At 69.1% G+C, this 17,094-nt stretch carries 15 protein-coding genes; 8 read left to right on the top strand and 7 right to left on the bottom strand.

Annotation, left to right across the window (positions count from 1 at the left end; genetic code table 11):
- Positions 1 to 27: 27 nt before the first annotated feature.
- Together CRM90_RS18750 and CRM90_RS18745 are read left to right on the top strand one after the other, a co-directional pair.
- Positions 28 to 1,323, top strand: a complete 1,296-nt coding sequence (locus tag CRM90_RS18750) for an acyl-CoA dehydrogenase family protein (protein ID WP_102808449.1) — start codon at positions 28 to 30, stop codon at positions 1,321 to 1,323.
- An 11-nt stretch (positions 1,324 to 1,334) separates the two neighbouring features.
- Positions 1,335 to 2,000 (top strand): TetR/AcrR family transcriptional regulator, encoded by a 666-nt coding sequence (locus CRM90_RS18745; protein WP_102808448.1) that lies wholly within the window; start codon positions 1,335 to 1,337, stop codon positions 1,998 to 2,000.
- Here CRM90_RS18745 and CRM90_RS18740 read toward each other — a convergent pair.
- Genes CRM90_RS18740 through CRM90_RS18730 form a run of 3 tightly spaced genes read right to left on the bottom strand, consistent with a single transcriptional unit; the run spans position 1,970 to position 4,311 of the window.
- A complete protein-coding gene (locus CRM90_RS18740) occupies positions 1,970 to 2,770 on the bottom strand; it encodes an acyl-CoA thioesterase (RefSeq protein WP_102808447.1) in 801 nt (266 codons plus the stop codon). The genes CRM90_RS18745 and CRM90_RS18740 overlap by 31 nt on opposite strands.
- Positions 2,767 to 3,981, bottom strand: a complete 1,215-nt coding sequence (locus CRM90_RS18735; protein WP_102808446.1) for a CoA transferase — start codon at positions 3,979 to 3,981, stop codon at positions 2,767 to 2,769. The genes CRM90_RS18740 and CRM90_RS18735 overlap by 4 nt, the downstream gene beginning before the upstream one ends.
- Before the next feature lie 24 nt (positions 3,982 to 4,005).
- The gene (locus CRM90_RS18730; protein ID WP_102808445.1) at positions 4,006 to 4,311 is read right to left on the bottom strand and encodes a hypothetical protein; all 306 of its coding nucleotides are present in this window, start codon (positions 4,309 to 4,311) and stop codon (positions 4,006 to 4,008) included.
- A 90-nt stretch (positions 4,312 to 4,401) separates the two neighbouring features.
- On the opposite strand from CRM90_RS18730, the gene CRM90_RS30730 reads away from it, so the two are divergent.
- From CRM90_RS30730 to CRM90_RS18710, 5 genes are read left to right on the top strand one after another with little or no spacing between them, the layout of a single operon-like run.
- Positions 4,402 to 4,569, top strand: a complete 168-nt coding sequence (locus tag CRM90_RS30730) for a hypothetical protein (protein ID WP_199189950.1) — start codon at positions 4,402 to 4,404, stop codon at positions 4,567 to 4,569.
- A gap of 21 nt (positions 4,570 to 4,590) precedes the next feature.
- On the top strand, positions 4,591 to 5,091 hold the full coding sequence (locus tag CRM90_RS18725) for a metallophosphoesterase family protein (protein WP_102808444.1): 501 nt from the start codon (positions 4,591 to 4,593) through the stop codon (positions 5,089 to 5,091).
- A 26-nt stretch (positions 5,092 to 5,117) separates the two neighbouring features.
- Entirely contained in the window at positions 5,118 to 5,564 is a 447-nt protein-coding gene (locus CRM90_RS18720) for a MarR family transcriptional regulator (protein WP_102808443.1), read from the top strand.
- Positions 5,561 to 6,370, top strand: a complete 810-nt coding sequence (locus tag CRM90_RS18715) for an ATP-binding cassette domain-containing protein (protein WP_102808442.1) — start codon at positions 5,561 to 5,563, stop codon at positions 6,368 to 6,370. Before CRM90_RS18720 ends, CRM90_RS18715 begins: the two co-directional genes overlap by 4 nt.
- Positions 6,360 to 7,184 (top strand): ABC transporter permease, encoded by an 825-nt coding sequence (locus CRM90_RS18710; RefSeq protein ID WP_102808441.1) that lies wholly within the window; start codon positions 6,360 to 6,362, stop codon positions 7,182 to 7,184. The genes CRM90_RS18715 and CRM90_RS18710 overlap by 11 nt, the downstream gene beginning before the upstream one ends.
- Here the strand turns inward: CRM90_RS18710 and CRM90_RS18705 are convergent.
- Entirely contained in the window at positions 7,173 to 7,619 is a 447-nt protein-coding gene (locus tag CRM90_RS18705; RefSeq protein WP_102808440.1) for a nitroreductase family deazaflavin-dependent oxidoreductase, read from the bottom strand. The genes CRM90_RS18710 and CRM90_RS18705 overlap by 12 nt on opposite strands.
- 74 nt (positions 7,620 to 7,693) lie before the next feature.
- Between CRM90_RS18705 and sigI the strand changes: the two genes are divergently transcribed.
- Positions 7,694 to 8,545, top strand: a complete 852-nt coding sequence (gene sigI, locus CRM90_RS18700) for an RNA polymerase sigma factor SigI (protein WP_102808439.1) — start codon at positions 7,694 to 7,696, stop codon at positions 8,543 to 8,545.
- 15 nt (positions 8,546 to 8,560) lie between these two features.
- On the opposite strand, the gene recD is transcribed toward sigI, so the two are convergent.
- The 3 genes from recD to recC are packed head-to-tail and all read right to left on the bottom strand — an operon-like array spanning position 8,561 to position 16,853.
- Positions 8,561 to 10,294 (bottom strand): exodeoxyribonuclease V subunit alpha, encoded by a 1,734-nt coding sequence (recD, locus tag CRM90_RS18695; RefSeq protein ID WP_102808438.1) that lies wholly within the window; start codon positions 10,292 to 10,294, stop codon positions 8,561 to 8,563.
- The gene (gene recB, locus CRM90_RS18690) at positions 10,291 to 13,590 is read right to left on the bottom strand and encodes an exodeoxyribonuclease V subunit beta (protein ID WP_102808437.1); all 3,300 of its coding nucleotides are present in this window, start codon (positions 13,588 to 13,590) and stop codon (positions 10,291 to 10,293) included. Before recB ends, recD begins: the two co-directional genes overlap by 4 nt.
- Positions 13,590 to 16,853, bottom strand: coding sequence for an exodeoxyribonuclease V subunit gamma (recC, locus tag CRM90_RS18685; protein ID WP_102808436.1), 3,264 nt, complete (start codon positions 16,851 to 16,853; stop codon positions 13,590 to 13,592). The genes recB and recC overlap by 1 nt, the downstream gene beginning before the upstream one ends.
- Positions 16,854 to 17,094: the final 241 nt, after the last annotated feature.

Below are 17,094 nucleotides of genomic sequence, written 5' to 3'. Positions count from 1 at the left end.
TAACGCTGCCGATCCGAGGACGTCACCATGTGGGATTTCGAAACCGACCCCGAGTACCAGAAGAAGCTCGACTGGGTCGAGGAGTTCATGCAGGACAAGCTCGAGCCGCTGGACTTCGCCCCGCTGGACCCGTACGAGAAGACCAACCCCCAGGTGCTGCGGGTGCTGCGTCCCCTGCAACAGGCGGTCCGCGAGCAGGGGCTGTGGGCGGCGCACCTGAGCCCGGAGCTCGGCGGCCAGGGCTACGGCCAGGTCAAGCTGGCGTTGCTCAACGAGATCGTCGGCCGCTCACGTTGGGCGCCTTCAGTTTTCGGCTCACAGGCGCCGGACTCCGGTAATGCCGAGATCCTCGCGATGTTCGGCACCGAGGAACAGAAGAAGCGCTACCTGCAGCCGCTGCTCGACGGCGAGATGTCGTCGTGCTACTCGATGACCGAGCCGCATGGTGGTTCGGATCCCGGCCTGTTCACCACCCATGGCGAGCGCGACGGGGACGAGTGGGTCATCAACGGCGAGAAGTGGTTTTCCTCCAATGCCCGCAACGCCAGCTTCTTCATCGTCATGGTGGTGACCAATCCGGAGGCCCGCACGCATCAGAAGATGTCGCTGTTCATCGTGCCGGCCGAGACCCCGGGCATCGAGATCATCCGCAACGTCGGCGTCGGCGGCGAGTCCGACGACCGCGCCGGCCATGGCTACGTCCGCTACAACGACGTCCGGGTGCCTGCCGACCACGTGCTCGGTGGTGAGGGGCAGGCGTTCGCGATCGCGCAGACCCGGCTCGGCGGCGGCCGGGTGCACCACGCCATGCGCACGATCGCGTTGGCCCGCAAGGCATTCGACATGATGTGTGAGCGGGCGGTGTCGCGTCAGACCCGCAGCGGTCCCCTCGGCGACTACCAGATGACGCAGGAGAAGATCGCCGACAGCTGGATCCAGATCGAACAGTTCCGGCTGCTGGTGCTGCGCACCGCGTGGAAGATCGACAAGTACCACGACTACCAGAAGGTGCGCCGGGACATCGCCGCGGTGAAGGTCGCTATGCCGCAGGTGTTGCACGACGTGGTGCAGCGGGCCATGCATCTGCATGGGGCATTGGGTGTTTCCGACGAGATGCCGTTCGTGAAGATGTTGGTGGGCGCGGAATCGCTGGCGATCGCCGACGGTCCGACCGAGGTGCACAAGCTGACCGTCGCGCGCCGCACACTCAAGGAGTACGAGCCGGTCCACACCCTGTTCCCGTCGCAGCACATCCCGACCCGGCGTGCGGCTGCCCAGGCGAAGCTGGCCGAACTGCTCGAACACGAGGTCGCCCAGCTGTGATGGCGCGCTGAATGGCCGCCGACACGTCGGCCAATCTGGTGGCAACCGCCGAGCGGTTGTTCGCCGAGCGCGGCGTCGACGCGGTCAGCCTGCGGGAGATCGCCCGCGAGGCGGGTGCCCGCAATGTGATGGCGGTGCAGTACCACTTCACTGACCGCGCCGGGGTGCTCGCGGCGATCGCCGACAAGCACCTGCCGGTCGTCGACGCGCGCCGAGATGCCCTGCTGGACGGCATCGAGGGCGAGGCCACGCCGTCGATGCGGGCGATGGCCTCGGCGTTGGTCCGCCCGCTGGCCGCCAAGCTGGCCGACCCCGATGGCGGCCCGGCGTTCCTGCGCGTCCACGCCGACCTGCTGAACCGGCCGGTGCCGTCGTTCGACCTGACCGGGCGCTCCGGCAGCCTGCAACGCTGGCGCGCCTTGTTGGAGCCGATGCTCGATCCGGTGGCTGTCACCCTGCACCCGCGGCTGGGTGCGCTGGTCTACGCCGCGGTGGAGCTGGGGCGCCGCGCGGCCACCGCGCCGCACGCCGACGACCGGCTGTTCATCAGTCATCTGGTCGACACCGTCGCCGCGATGCTGGGCGCGCCGTTGTCCGACGAGACCCGGGCGTTGGCGACAGAGCGGCAGGCTCGCCGGTCGCGTCCTCAGGAGCGGACGATCGCCAGCCCTTCCTGAACCAGGGTGGCGGTCAGCACCTTGTCGGCGTCGTAGAGGTTCAACGTCACCAGACCGCGCCCCCGCGCGGCGGCCGGTGAGCGCGATTCCAGCAGATTCCATTGCCCGGCGTCGATCGGCCGGTGGAACCAGATGGACGAGTCGGTGGTCGCGGTGCGGTGGCTGCGGTCGACCATCGAGTGGCCGTGCACCTGCAGTACCGGATCGATGCCGTAGATATCGGTGACGTAGACCGCCGCGCAGGCGCCCAGCCATGCCGGACCGTCCAGCGGCACGGTGACTCGCCACCACAGCCGGCGCACGAATTCGCCTGTACTGCGGTCATCGTCGGTGCGGATGTCGATCTCGTCGAGCGGCAGTGACGGCGCCGGGCCGATGGGACCGGTGGCGGGCAGTTGCTCGGGATCACCGGACGTTGTCGCCTGTGCCGCGTGCTCGGGACCGTCCGCCGCGGCGGAGAACGACATGGTCGCGGTGGTCAGCAGCCGCCCATCCTGGCGGGCCAGCACCCGCCGCGACGCCGTGGTGCGGCCGTCGTAGACGTGGTCGACCTCGTAGTGGACCGGCGCACCCGCATCCCCGCCGCGCAGGAACTGGACGTGCAGGCTGGTCGGTGCCTTGTCGGCATCGACGGTGTGGCAGGCCGCGGCCATCGCCTGTGCGGCGAGGTGGCCGCCGTAAGCGCGTTTGTCCGGCGGTCCGCTCGCTTCCCCGACAAAAGCACCGGCATGGTCCGGGGTGACGTTCAGCAGCCGCGACAGCGTGCTCACGCGGGACCGGTTCCCGTTGTCACAGTGCCGGATTCGAGCAGCTCGGTGATCTCGTCGTCGGTGAGCCCGAACTCGGTCAGCACGGCCGCGGTGTCATCACCGAGCGCGGGCGCGGGCTGAGCGGCTACGTGTGCACCGTCGACCGACATCGGCAGCCCCGGTGCCAGGTAGGTGCCGATCCTGGGCTGCTCCACTGCGCTGAACAACGGATTAGCCGTCACCCGCGGGTCCTTCGCGACTTCGGCGAAGTCGAGGTAGCGGTCCCACAGCACCGAGCTGGCCGACAGCGCCGCGCTCACCTCGTCGGCGGTGTGGCTTCGGAACCACGGCGCGAACAGGCCGGTCAGCACCGCCCGGTGCTCGTAGCGCTGACCCTCGTCGGCGAAGTCGGCACCCAGCGCTTCGGCAACGGCGGCAACGGCTTTCGTCGTCCCGGTGAGCTCGGTGAGGTCACGGAAGTGCCGGTTGGTCAGCGCGACCAGCATGAAGGTGGCGCCGTCGCTGCTGGTGTAGTCCTGGCCGTACTGGCCGTAGATCGCATTGCCCAGGCGCGGTCGCTGGGTGCCGTTGACCATCGGCTCGGTGAGGAAGCCGAGGTTTGCCGCGGTGGCCAGTGCGACGTCGTCGAGCGGAAGCCGGATGCGGCTGCCCGCCCCCGTCGCATCCCTGCGCCGCAGGGCTACCAGGATCGCCAGCGCGGCATACAGACCGCAGCTGACGTCCCAGGCAGGCAGCACGTGGTTGACCGGACCGCCCTGGCTCGGCGAGCCGGTGACGAGAGGAAATCCGGTGGCGGCGTTGACGGTGTAGTCCACCCCGGTGGACCCGTCGCCACGGCCGACCACTTCCAGATGGATGAGGTCGGGGCGGAGAGCGCTCAGCTCGTCGTAGGAATGCCATTGCCGCCCGGCAACATTGGTGATCAATACACCCGCGTCGGCGATCAGCCGGGCGACCAGCCGCTGTCCTTTCTCCGAGCGCATGTCGGCGGCGACCGAGCGCTTGCTCTTGTTCAGGCCCGCCCAATAGATGCTGTCCCCGGCCTGCGTCAGTGGCCAGCGCTTGTAGTCGGCCGCGCCGCCGACCGGGTCGACACGGATGACCTCGGCGCCCAGTTGGGCCAGCGTCATACCGGCCAGCGGAACTGCCACGAAGCTGGAGATCTCGACGATGCGGACACCGGCCAACGGCAGGTCAGGGGTATCAGTCACCTGACGAGTATGGCGGTGGCCCGCTCACCACACCCCGACGGGGACACCCAGGCAGAACAGGAACAGCGCCAGCAGGATCCAGCCCGCGCCCTGCCAGATCGGCCAGGTGCCCTCGGTTCGCCACACCCGATAGGTCTTGATGAACGCACCGACACCACCGGTGAACAGGATCACCGGAACCAGCACGCCCGCGATCAGCGAGTGCCAGAGCACGGTCGCCGCGAACGCCACGGCAGCGACCGCGACGACGGATACGACGTAGATCACCGCAGCGCGGAAGGTTGCCGGGTCGTGCCAGCTCTTCTCGACGTCGTCGCTGTCCATAGTCATCCCAGCGTAGAGCGTTGAGTGAGCGCTCACGTTCGGCATCCAGGTGAAATATGCGGCGTAAGCGCTCAATCAATGGGGTAACCCGGCCTGATGACGCAACCTACTGACAAGAGCGAAGAGGACGTCCACGAGGACCCGAAGGTGGCCTCGTCGCGGGCCGGCAAGGACGGCGACGACGGCAGCTACGTCGGCGAGACCGGTCCCGACGACACGTTCGACGCCGGCGAGACCGGAGCGGAGGCGCGCAGCGAGGGCTGAGGTTCGTGCAAGGATCGATCTATGCGTCTGCTGCTGTTGGCCGACACTCACATTCCCAAGCGCGCCCGCGATCTGCCCGCACAGGTGTGGCACGAGGTCGAGCAGTGCGACGTCGTCATCCACGCCGGTGACTGGGTCGAGGTGGGCTTGCTCGACGAGTTGTCGGCGCGCTCTCGCCGTCTGATCGCCTGCTGGGGCAACAACGACGGGGCAGAGTTGCGGTCGCGGCTACCTGAACGCAACGACGTGACGTTGGATGGTCTGCGCTTCACCGTCGTGCACGAAACCGGGGCGGCGTCGGGTCGGGAAGCCAGGATGGCGCAACAGTATCCGCACAGCGATGTGCTGGTGTTCGGCCACAGCCACATCCCGTGGGACACCACCACCAAGACCGGACTGCGGCTGCTGAACCCCGGCTCGCCGACCGATCGCCGTCGCCAGCCGTTCTGCACGTACATGACGATGGTGACTCGGTCGGGAGTGTTGGCCGACGTGCAACAACACCGGATCGAGAAGACTTAGCTCTGAAACAGAGTTAAGTTGGTGGGGTGACCCTCCGCACCGATCTCGTCGCCGAGCTGTTCGGCACCGTCGGCCGGTTCCGGCGCACGGTCCGCCGAACCGCCGGTGCCTCCTTCGCCGGACTGACCGAATCGCAGGCCGAGCTGCTCCGGCTGGTCGGACGCCAGCCGGGGATCTCGGTCAGCGCGGCCGCCACCGAGCTCGGGCTGGCCGCCAACACCGCGTCCACGCTGGTGTCGAAGCTGTCATCCGACGGACTGCTGACGCGCACCCCCGACCCCGACGACCGCCGCGTCGGCCGCCTGACCCTCACCCCACCGGCGCAGAAGCTCGCCGACGCCTCGCGGGCCGCACGAAGAGCGGCCCTGGCCGACGCCCTCGATGAGCTCGACGACGACGACGCCCGAGCCCTCGCCGAGGGCATGCGAGTGCTCGCCGCCCTGACCGCCACCCTCCAGGAGAAGCGACCATGACCGCACCCGCGATCGACTGCCGGCACCTGACCCACCGCTACGGCGACTTCACCGCCGTCGACGATCTGACGTTGCAGGTACAACCCGGCGAAACGGTCGGCCTACTGGGCCCCAACGGAGCAGGCAAGACCACCGTCGTTCGCGTTCTGACCACACTGACTCCGGTTCAGCACGGTCAGGTCCACATCTTCGGACTCGACTCGCGACGCGACACCATGGACATCCGATACAACCTCGGCTATGTGCCCCAACAACTTTCGATCGAACCCGCACTGACCGGCAGGCAGAACGTGGAATGGTTCGCCCGGCTCTACGACGTTCCGCGCGCGGTGCGCAAGCGACGGGTCGACGAGGCACTGGCGGCGATGCAACTGGTCGACGTCGCCGACCGGCTGGCCAACACCTACTCCGGGGGCATGGTCCGCAGGCTCGAGCTGGCCCAGGCCCTGGTTAACCAGCCGTCGCTACTGATCCTCGACGAACCCACCGTGGGCCTGGATCCCATTGCCCGCGACAGTGTTTGGGACCAGGTGCACAGCATGCAACAGGAGTTCGGCATGACCGTCCTGCTGACCACCCACTACATGGAAGAAGCCGACGTGCTCTGCGACCGGGTGGCACTGATGCACCACGGACGGCTGCGGGCGGTGGGCACGCCGGCCGAACTCAAGACGAAAGTCGGCCCCCAGGCATCCCTGGAGGATGTGTTCCGCCATTACGCCGGATCGGGGCTCGACGACACCGTGGAGCACAACGGCCTCGGCGGGATCCGGGCCGGACGGAAGGCGGCGCGCAATGCCGGTTGATTCCACGGCAGGCACCCGGCTGCTTCGGGCACCCCGCGGCTGGCGACGGGTGCCCAGCATGGCCGCCCGGATGCAGACGTTCGCCTGGGTCGAGTTGCAGAAACTGCGCCACGACCGCACCGAGCTGCTGACCCGCACGGTGCAGCCGGCGTTGTGGCTGTTGATCTTCGGCACGACGTTCAACCGGCTACACGTCATCGACACCGGCTCGGTGCCGTATCTGGAATTCCTGGCGCCCGGGATCATCGCCCAGTCGGCGCTGTTCATCTCGATTTTCTACGGCATCCAGATCATCTGGGATCGCGATGCCGGGATCCTGGCCAAGCTGATGGTGACCCCGGCGCCGGCGTCGGCGTTGGTGACGGGCAAGGCGTTCGCCGCGGGTGTGCGGTCGGTCGCGCAGGTGATCGGGGTCCTGGTGTTGGCCTACCTGATGGGCATCGGGATGACGCACAACCCGTTGCGGATCGTGGCGGCGATGGGTGTGGTGATGCTCGGGTCGGCGTTCTTCGCCTGCCTGTCAATGACATTGGCCGGGCTGGTACGCAACCGGGACCGGCTGATGGGCATCGGGCAGGCGATCACTATGCCGTTGTTCTTCGCCTCGAACGCGCTGTACCCGGTGGCGGTGATGCCGGAGTGGCTGCGCTGGTTGTCGCGAATCAATCCGCTGTCCTACGAAGTGGATTCACTTCGGCTGCTGCTGGTGGGCATTCCGTCGGCGCATCCGTGGCTCGACCTCGGCGTGCTCGCGCTGGCGGCGGTGCTCGGTATCGCGGCGGCGTCGGCGCTGCTGCGCAGGCTAGTGCGTTAGCGGATCGAAGCGGAATACCGCGAGTGTGCCTGCCAACGCCTCGAATTCGTCGGGCGTGCCGTCACGCACCAGGCCGGAGCGTTTGGCGAACATCACTCCGACCGGCACCTGTTCGGGGAACGCCCGCAGCACCGGTTTGGCTTCCTCGGCGCCGAGTTCGACGATCGTGACCTGGCGGGAACGCCGCCCGCGGCTCAGCGTCCCGGCGCCGGCCGCCTTCGCGTTGCGCGCCCAGTCCGCCCCGGGATATCCGGCGACGGTGTACAGACCGCCGTCGTATTCGAACGGTGTCATCGGGGTGCTGCGCGGCTTTCCCGATTTCCGACCGGGGACGGTCAGTACGTAGGCGGGCCCGGTGTGCAGCCCGATTTTCTGCACGGCCATCATGACGCGGTTCATCGGCTTGAGCCAGCGCGGTGGTTGTGGATTGTTCATACCAACAACGACGAGATGGCGCACCGGAAGGTGACAGCGGTAACTTTTGGGCATGCCGATTCGTCGTCTATGACATGAGCGACACCCTTCCCGCCCTGCTGAAGGCCCACCGCCCGTACCTGATCAACCTGGCCTACCAGATGGTCGGCGACGTCGGCGACGCGGAAGACATTGTGCAGGAGGCATTCCTGCGGCTGTCCCAGACCGATCTGGACGACATCGATGACCCGCGCGGCTGGCTTACCGTGGTCAGCAGCAGACTCTGCCTCGACCACGTACGGTCGGCCCGGCACCGACGGGTGACCACCGCCGAACCCGAGCGGATGGAACTCTGGACGCCGCTGCACCACAGCGCGATGCCTGATCCAGGTGACCGGGTCACCTTGGACGACGAGGTGCACGACGCGCTGTTCGAGGTGCTGGCCCGGCTCAGTCCCGCCGAGCGGGTGGCGTTCGTCCTGCACGACGTCTTCCGGGTGCCGTTCGAGGACATCGCCGAGACCGTCGGGCGTCCCGCCGCGACGTGCCGTCAACTCGCCCGCCGCGCCCGCAGCAAGATCCACGCCGCCGCACCGGTCACCGCCGCGGTCGACGACACCGAACACCATCTGGTCACCGAGCGGTTCATCGCCGCGTGCGCCGACGGCGACCTCGCGGCGTTGACCGAGGTTCTGGCACCCGACGTGTGGGGCTCCGGCACCGTCCTGGCCGATCCGGCGCCACCTCCGCAGGTGAACCACGGCAGGCACGCGGTCGGGCAGAACCTGCTGCGCTACCTCACCGGCGCGACGCTCGTCAGCGGCCCGGTCGAGCGGCCCGTCGTGCTGGCGTTCAGCCACCGGCGGCTGTTCGCCGTCGTCGTGCTCACCATCCGCGACGGCCTGGTCGCCACGATCGAGGCGACCGCCGACCCGTCAGCGCGCTGACTCCGCCGCCGAGCGTCACTGGGTGAGGCGGCGGCTGAGCCCGCTGGCCCGCGCCGCCCGTCGCCCCACGGCGGCACGCAGCTGCTCGGCCGAGCCGACCACCCGCACCTTGGTCTTGGCGCGAGTCACCGCGGTGTACAACAACTCCCGGCTGAGCAACCGCGAATCCGTCGGCGGCAGCAGCACCGTCACCTCCTCGACCTGACTGCCCTGGCTCTTGTGGATCGTCATCCCATGCATGGTCTCGATATCGGCAAGCCGGCTGGTGGCGAACTCGGCGGTGCCGTCGGCCCCCGCCATCGCCACCCGCAGCACACCGTCGCGCAGCACGGTGACCCCGATGTCACCGTTGTAGAGCCGCAGTCCGTAGTCGTTGGCGGTCACCAGCACCGGGCGACCGGCGTACCACGAAGCCCATTGCGGGGCATCGGTTTCCTCGACCAGCCACCGCTCGACCTGACGATTCCAATACGCCACGCCGTGCGGCCCGCGCCGGTGCGCACACAGCAGCCGGTGCTCCTCGAGAGCGGCCAGCGCGGCCGGTCCGTTGCCCAGCACCGCGGCCTCGCGCAATCCGATCGCATGCGGAACCAGCACCTGACGAAGCGCCGTGGTGGGCTCCTCGGTGTCGATCCATTCGATGTGTTCACCACCGGCATTCAGGACGTCGATCGCGCGGTTGGCGTCACCGACCCGGATCGCCAGCGCCAGCGCCCCGATCGATGCGCCGAACCGGTGCGACGTGATCAGCTTGGTTACCGGCGTATCGCCGCGCGCACTGAGTCCCTCCACCAAATCCGCCAGTACCGCACCGGCTTCCACCGAGGCCAGCTGGTCGGGGTCGCCCACCAGCAGCAGCCGCGAGTCCGGCCGGACCGCTTCCACCAGGCGGGCCATCATCGTCAGCGACACCATCGACGTTTCGTCGACGACGATCACGTCGTGCGGCAGCCGATTCTCCCGGTGGTGCCGAAACCGGGCCGAGGTCCTGGGCAGCGGACCCAGCAGCCGGTGCAGCGTGGTGGCGCGCAGCCCGTGCAGCCGATCGCGATCGGCGGGCGTCAGTTCGTCGACCTCAGCCTGCACCGCCTCCTGCAGCCGGGCGGCCGCCTTGCCGGTCGGCGCAGCCAGCGCGATCCGCAGACCCGGCGTGCCTTCGAGTTCCGCCTGCTCGGCCAGCAGTGCCAGCAGTCTCGCCACGGTGGTGGTCTTGCCGGTGCCCGGCCCCCCGGTCAGCACCGTGAGCCCCTGGGCCAGGGCGACCTCCGCGACCCGGCGTTGTTCGTCGTATCCCGCCGGGAAAAGCCGTGCAATGTCGGGCAACCGGCGCTGCGGCCGGGCGGCGGTCAGCGCCAGTACATCGGTGGCGACTTGGCGTTCCTCCAGCCAGTACCGGTCGAAGTAGAGCAGGCCTTCGTCGATGTGCAACACCGCCGGGGAGTGCAGCAGTGGACTGGCCGCGACGGCCGCCAGCCACTCCCCCGGCTCCGGCCACGGCACGTCGTCGATGTCGACCTGCTCCGCCACCGCCGCGAGTTCCACGCACACTGATCCGCCGCGCACCGCGCGCACCACGAACGCGATCGCCAGCGCGACCAGCTCGTCGGGCTCCTTGCCCAGTGCCGTGAGCCGTTGGGCGACAAGGACATCAGCTGCTTCGATGGCCCCGGCTTCGTTGAACACCCGCAGCAATCCGGTGGCACCGGCGCACCGCCGCCAGTCTGCGGCGTCGGTCACCTCGACGGTCACGCCGGCACCCGCGGTCCGTCGAGCAGGTCGGACACCGCCGTCACCAACGCCGCGGGCGGCCGCCAGCTGAACACCCCGGCAGGGTGACCGCCGGCGGTCGGCGTGTCCGGGCCGCACATACCGCGGACGAACAGATACAGCACCCCACCCAGGTGCTGGTCCGGCTGGTACCCGGGCAGCCGCCAGCGCAGGAACCGGTGCAGCACAACGCTGTACAGCAACGCCTGCAGGGGATAGTCGGAATGCAGCATCGCCTCAGCCATCCGATCGCGGTCGTAGTCGGCGGCGGACAGCGGGCGGTCAGCCTCCCCCAGCCAGTTGGTCTTGTAGTCGACCACCAGATAGCGATGCCCCGCACCGTCGGGTATCCGCAACACCACGTCCACGGATCCGGACAGATAGCCGCGCAACGACTGCGCGCCGAGCGGGCCGCCGCTGAGCCGCTCGACGTAGGGCGCCAGCGGGTCGTCGGCGGGCAGGTGCGCGCTCAGCAGCCGGCCGACGTCAGCCAGCCGCGTCTCGGGTCGGCCTGTACCCCGATCGCCGCCGGACAGCGGGAACTCGAAGTCCATCTCGCACAACCGGTCCCGCATCCCGATCTGGCGCAAGGTCAGTTCGCCGGCGAGCGGGCCGAGGGGGGTGTCGTGCATCGGCACCAGGGCCGTGGCCAATTCCGCCGCAGCGACGTCCACCGGCCACCACACCGAGTGCCGCTCGATCTGGGTCTGCAGTTCAGCCGCCAGGTCGCCGGCGAACGGGTCGGCGGTTTCCAGGACTGCGTGCACCAGGCTGCCGAACGTGGCGCCGGTCGGCAGGTCGGCCATCGGGGATGGCACATCCGATCCCGACGGCGGTGCGCTCACCGCGATGTCGGCGACCTCGTCGTCGAGCTGGATCACCTCGGGCTCACTGCCGACCCCGGTCGTCTCAGCGGCGCGGATCAGGCCGGAGTAGGAGGTTCGCCGCCACGTGGTGTCGATGCCGCGATGAAAGTGCCGGACACCCAGGTCTTCTCGTGGCTGCTCCACGGCCAGCTCGGCAGGCTCGGCGACGACCGACTCTTCCAGCACGGGGCCGCCTGCGGTTTCCCATTCCCTGAGTAGCGCCATCGCGTCGGCGTCGTCGACCCGTTCGGGATCGCAGCGGTCCGGAACCGTGCTCTGCCCCGGCCGGCGGCCCCGCAGCAGGCGCGACAGGCCGCCGTTGGGTTCGTCCCAGGACGGCGCCCACCATGTCACCACCTGCGACTGCGCCCGCGTCATCGCGACATACGTCAGCCTGGTCTCCTCGCCGGCGGACTCCTGCCTGCCGAGCCGTTGCGCCGTTGCCAGCTCGGCGCTCTGGTCACCGCCGACGTGCAGGCAGCGCCGCTCCTGGTCGTGGAAACGGACCAGATCCTCGCTGCGCACATAGCGATTGAACGCCAATGGCAAGTAGACGATCGGGAACTGGAGCCCCTTGCTCACCCACACCGTCATGATCTGCACCGCGGCGGCATCGCTGTCGAGGCGGCGGTTTCGTTCCGGCGCGCCGCTGCGCTCCTCGCGCTGAGTACGCAGCCAGTCGCGTAATGCGGTGAGGCTGAGCTGGTCCCGGTGGGACACCTCGTGCAGCAGCTGAGTGACATGGGCGAGATCGGTCATGTTGCGTTCGCCGCCGGCCCAGGACAGCACCCGGCGGCCCATACCCGCCAGCTGCGCCGCCTCGAACACCGCCGCCACGCCGGCTTCACGGGCATGATCTGCCCACTGCCGCAAGGTGTCCGCGACCCGGTCGGTCAGCGTGTCACCGCCGCTGGCGAGATCCTCGGCGGTCTTGCCGAAGAACATCGTCGTCGCGGCGGCGCGCACCAGCCCCGGCCGGTGCAGCTGGTCGAACGCCTCCAGCAGGCTCAGCCAGTCGTCGGCGGCCTGCGACCTGAGCACATCGGTGTCACCGGTGTAGACGGCCGGAACGCCTGCGGTCACCAGCGCGTCGAAGCACGCCCTGGCGTCGGCGTGGCTTTCGGTGATGACGGCGATGTCGTTGGCCTGCAGAGGACTGCCGTCGAAGGTGGCCTTGCTCGCCAGCAGCGCGGCGATGTCGGCTGCCAGGTCGGCGGCGATGTGTGGGCGCAGGGCGTCCATGCGGATTGTGCGGGTACCCCGTTGCCCGAAGCTGTCCCTGCTGACCACCCGCAACCGGAACGGGTCGTTGTGCGGGGCACCCGCCAACCGGTGCCCACGATGGTGGGCCTGTACGGGAAGGACTTTGATGTCGGGGTCGCCGAGTTCGGCCCCGCCCAACACGTTCTGCAGGCGGTCGACCAGCACCGAATCACTGCGCCAGTTCATGCCGAGTGTGCGGCGCTGCCCCGCGGTCTTGGCGGCATGCAGGTAGGTGACGATGTCCCCGCCCCGAAAGGCGTAGATCGCCTGCTTGGGATCGCCGATGAGGATGAGCGTCGACTGGCGGCCGAACGCGCGCTCGATCACCTGCCACTGCACCGGATCGGTGTCCTGGAACTCGTCGACCATCACCACTGACCACCGCTGGTGCATGCGGGTCGCGGCCGGCGATTCGGCCGATTCCAGCGCATCGGCCAGCCGGCCGAGCAGATCGTCGTAGCTGAGGATCCCGCGGCGGCGTTTGCGCCGATCCAGCTCGGTCAGAACATCGTTGGCGAAGCCGACCCGGACCGCGGGCTGCGAGCCCGGCGGCGGATTCAACGGCCGAAGCTCGGTGCCCGGATTGGCGACCACCTCACGGCCCAGCTTGAGCGCCTCCGCGCGGCTGATCGGCGGCGGCTCACGCTCCTGACCGAAGTGGGCCAGGTACAGGTCGTCGACGATCTCGGCGACCAGTTCGTCCAAGCTCTCGGCCAGAGTCACATGGGAGTCGGTGTCCCCGGCAACACCAAGGGATTTCAGCACCAGGTGGCAGAACTGGTGGGTGGTGGCGATCGTGGCGGCATCGAACCCGGCCAGCGCGTCGCGTAACCGGTGCCGACGTTCAACCAGTTCTGCCGGCGCACCACGGGTCAGCGCGGCCACAACATCGTTGCCCTGAGCGAATTCGGGGTCGTCGAACGCGCGCAATGCCTCCTGCAGCGCGCGCCGTACACGCTCGCGCAACTCCTGGGTGGCCGCCCGGCTGAACGTGATCAGCAGCATCTGGTCCAGCCTGGCCCGACCCTCGGCCACATAGCGGGTCACCAGTGCGGCGAGCGTGAATGTCTTGCCGGTCCCGGCGCTGGCTTCCAGCACCGTCGTCGAACCGTGCTCCGGCAAGGGGCCCAGCAGATCGAACTGATCCATCAGGCACCGTCCTCGGCACGCAGCAGCGGTGCCCACAGCCGCGCCGCATAGGCTCCCAGCCGGGTCAGCTCACCGGGCGTTTCCTCCCCGGGACGTGGCTCGGTCAGCAACGGGTCCAGATCGGGATCCCGGCCCCAGACCCGCTCGATGGCGCGGTCATCGCGCTCGTAACGCCACTTCGACCAGGCTTCGCTTCGGGGGTCCTGGCCACTGATCCGTGCCACGGCCCAGGCATGAGACGTCTTGATGGGCAGGGGAATCGGCTCGCGGCGGCCGGCGTCGTAGATCGCGACCAGATCCCGCAGCAGCGCGGTCGGGTCCTCCTGCGGTGCCCCCAGCAGACGCTCGACCACCCCGTTGCGGCGCCGCTGCCTGCCGATGCACACCGCGGACCACTGCCCAGGATGGGCCGCGCACAGCGCCAGCATCGGGATCCACGCCCGCAGCAGGTGCGGAGCGTCCAGCTTGGAGAACGTCACCTCCAAGAGCCGCTTGCCGTACACACCGGAGACGGTGCCGGTGAGACGACGGCCGCCGCCCAGATCGACGTCCACGTCGTAGGCGTGCGGGGTCCCGGTTCGATGAGCCAGCGCTGCCCGCGCCAGTTCCGTTGCCTGGTCGCGCAATTCGCCGGCGGTTCGCCAGCCCAGCCGCCCCGGTGGCAGCGTGCCCCGGCGCCATTCCGCCTGCCCGGCCCGATCGGGATCCATTCCGGCCAGCATGTCGGTGAGCAGTCGCTGGCCGACGGTCCACTGCTGCAGGTTGTCGATCTCGACAGGCATGGCGTCCTCGACACCCTCGACGTCCCACGGCAGCGTCACGTCCAGGGCGGTGAAGAAGCCTTTGACCGGATTGGCGAAGAACTTCGACAGATCGGCCAGCGTGACATCGTCGGGCCCTGGTGCGGGCAGCGGGTTCGCCAGGAGGTCGGGCTGTTCGGGGCGGTGACCGCCGGTGATCGACGCAGCAGCGAGCGCGCTGGAGTCGAAGGTGAACGGTTCGTCGGGAACCCCGAGCGCACCCGGCGTCACATTGCGAACATCGAAGGGCTGCAACGGGTGCCGAATGAGTATCTCCTCACGCACCGGCGCTTCGGTGGTGCGGTCCAGCGCGTCGAGCAGTTCGGCCAACGGAACCGCGGGCGGCCGCTGTTGCCCGGAGTACTCGTTGGCTCCCGTGTAGGTGATCACCAACTTGTCGGTCGCGGCGCAGATCGCGTCCAGCAGCAGCTGACGGTCCTCGGAGCGGATGTCGCGCTCACCGGTCCTCGGGTCGCGCGCCAGCACGTCGTCGCCGTCGACCACGCCGATCCGGGGAAACACGGTGTCGTCCAAGCCGACCAGGCACACCACCCGGTGCGGCACCGAGCGCATCGGAACCATGGTGCACACCGTCAGCGTGCCGGTGCGGAAGTTCGCCCGGGTCGGCCGCCCGGACAGATGCCGACCCAGCAGTGCGGTGACGTCCGGAAGCCGCAGCTCGGTGTCGGCCCGGTGCCCGGCCGAGGTCAGCACGTCGCCGAACTCGCGTTGCAGCTGACTGGTCTGCCAAGCATCGTCACCGCTGGTGGCCGTGAGCATGCCGACACCGTCTTGCAGCGCGGTCAGCCACTGCCGTAACGGACGGACCCCGCTCAGCGCGTCGACGATGCGCTGCAACCGGTCCACACACTCGGCCAGCCGGCCTGCCAGTTCGACGCTGTTGCTGCCGACATCATCCAGCGGCAGGGTCACATCCAGCCAGTCCTTGGAATCGTCGGACATCGCGACCCCGGCCAGCACCCGGTCCAGACCGAACCGCCAGGTGTTCTGGATGAACGGGATTCCGAACGGGGCCCGGTGCTCGGCATCGAAGCCCCACCGGATGTTGGCCTGCTGCACCCAGCGGGTGATGGTCTCCAGGTCATCGTCACTGAAGGCGAATCGCGCCCGCACCGGTTCCAGATGGGCGAAGTCCAGCACCTCGGTCGCGGTCACCCGGCTGCCTGCCAACGCCAACAGTTTGGCCGCCACCCCGAGCAGTGGGTTGGTCTGGATCAACGCACGATCGGCCAGCCGCACCCGCAGCTGGTGGGCGGGATGCGCACCAGGCACCACGTCGCCGAGGCCGAAGTCCGCGACGATCAGCGGGGCGTAGGTCTCGATGTCCGGGCACATCACCAGGATGTCGCGGGGTTCCAGGGTGCGGTCCTCGGCGAGCAGACCGAGCAGGACCTCACGCAGCACATCGACCTGGCGGGCCGCGCCGTGACAGCTGTGCACCTGCACCGACCGGTCGCCGGCGTACGAACGACCCTGCGGCCGTTCGGCATTGGCGGCGATATCGGATTGCAGCCAGCCCAGCAGCGTGTCCGGAAGACGCTCGGCGCCCAGGAACTCGTCAGTGGCCACCGAGGCGGGCAGGCCCCGCTGCAGTTCGCGGACGTCGCGGCCGAGGGTGGCCAGCAACGGGTGGGCGGCCAACCGGTGGCTGGTGTCGTCGCTGCGCACGACGGTGCCCCGCACGCCGCTCAGCGCGGTCCACAGCGCGGCGCTGGGATGCGGCAGCCACAGGTGCACATCGTGGTGTTCGGCCAGCGCGCCGACGAGTTCGATCTCGGTGCTCGGCAGCCGGGTGTGCCCGAACAGCGACACCCTGGCCGGCAGGTCCGCCCCCGACTCGTGCAGCCGGGCAAGTGTTTTGGCGTGCCGCTCGTGAGGCGGGTCGATGCCCATCCTGGCAACCAGGGCACGCCAGAGGTGTGGCTGCCACCGCAGGTCGGCGCCCAGAGCGTCGGGTTCGCCGGCCAGCCACTCGACCAGGAGCCGGGGGCGCTGGCGGGCGTAGGAGGCGAACAGTGCGGCCAGCCGGCGGGCCACCGCGTACCGCCTGCCCCGACGCAGCTCCTTCTCCTCGCCGGCCACGAAGTGGCCGAGGTGGGTGGCCAGCGTGCGGCACCACGGCTCGTCGAGGCTCGCGTCGATGACTTCCAGCAGCGGCCAGGCCATCGCGTCGGGCGACCACGGATCGTCGTCCTCGGTCCCGGCGATCTCGGCGATCAACGATGCCGGCGACCGGAACCACACCCCGGCGCAGACGCCCCCGGCACCGTCCCCGCCACCGAGGACGTGCGATAGCCGCTGACTGAGCCAGCGTTCCACGCCGCGGGCCGGCACCACCACGAGTTCGGCGGCGAACGGGTCGGATTGCGGGACGGCCAGCAGCGCGCCGAGACCGTCGGCGAGCAGGTCGGTTCGCTCGGCGCGGTGCAGGTGCAGGGCCATCGGGATCACCGTAGCCGCGCCGGGGGACATCCCCGGCGCGCGGCTGTGACGCCGCGGCGGGGAAATCACACCGCCCCACGCCGAGGGCGTGGCGATCGGCGCGCCCAGCCAGCTGGCCCCTGCTGTGTCCAGGCCCTTGACGCCCCCGCCAAATTTGTCCAGGGCCTGTACACAGCAAAGACTTTTTTGGCTCCATTTTCGGTCAAATGCGTGACATGTCTGAACCTTTCAGCAACGCTGT

This window comes from Mycobacterium sp. ENV421, from assembly GCF_002887815.1.
GTDB lineage: Bacteria > Actinomycetota > Actinomycetes > Mycobacteriales > Mycobacteriaceae > Mycobacterium.
The sequence above is the reverse complement of the archived record's forward strand: the minus strand, read 5'-3'. Positions and strand labels throughout refer to the sequence as shown.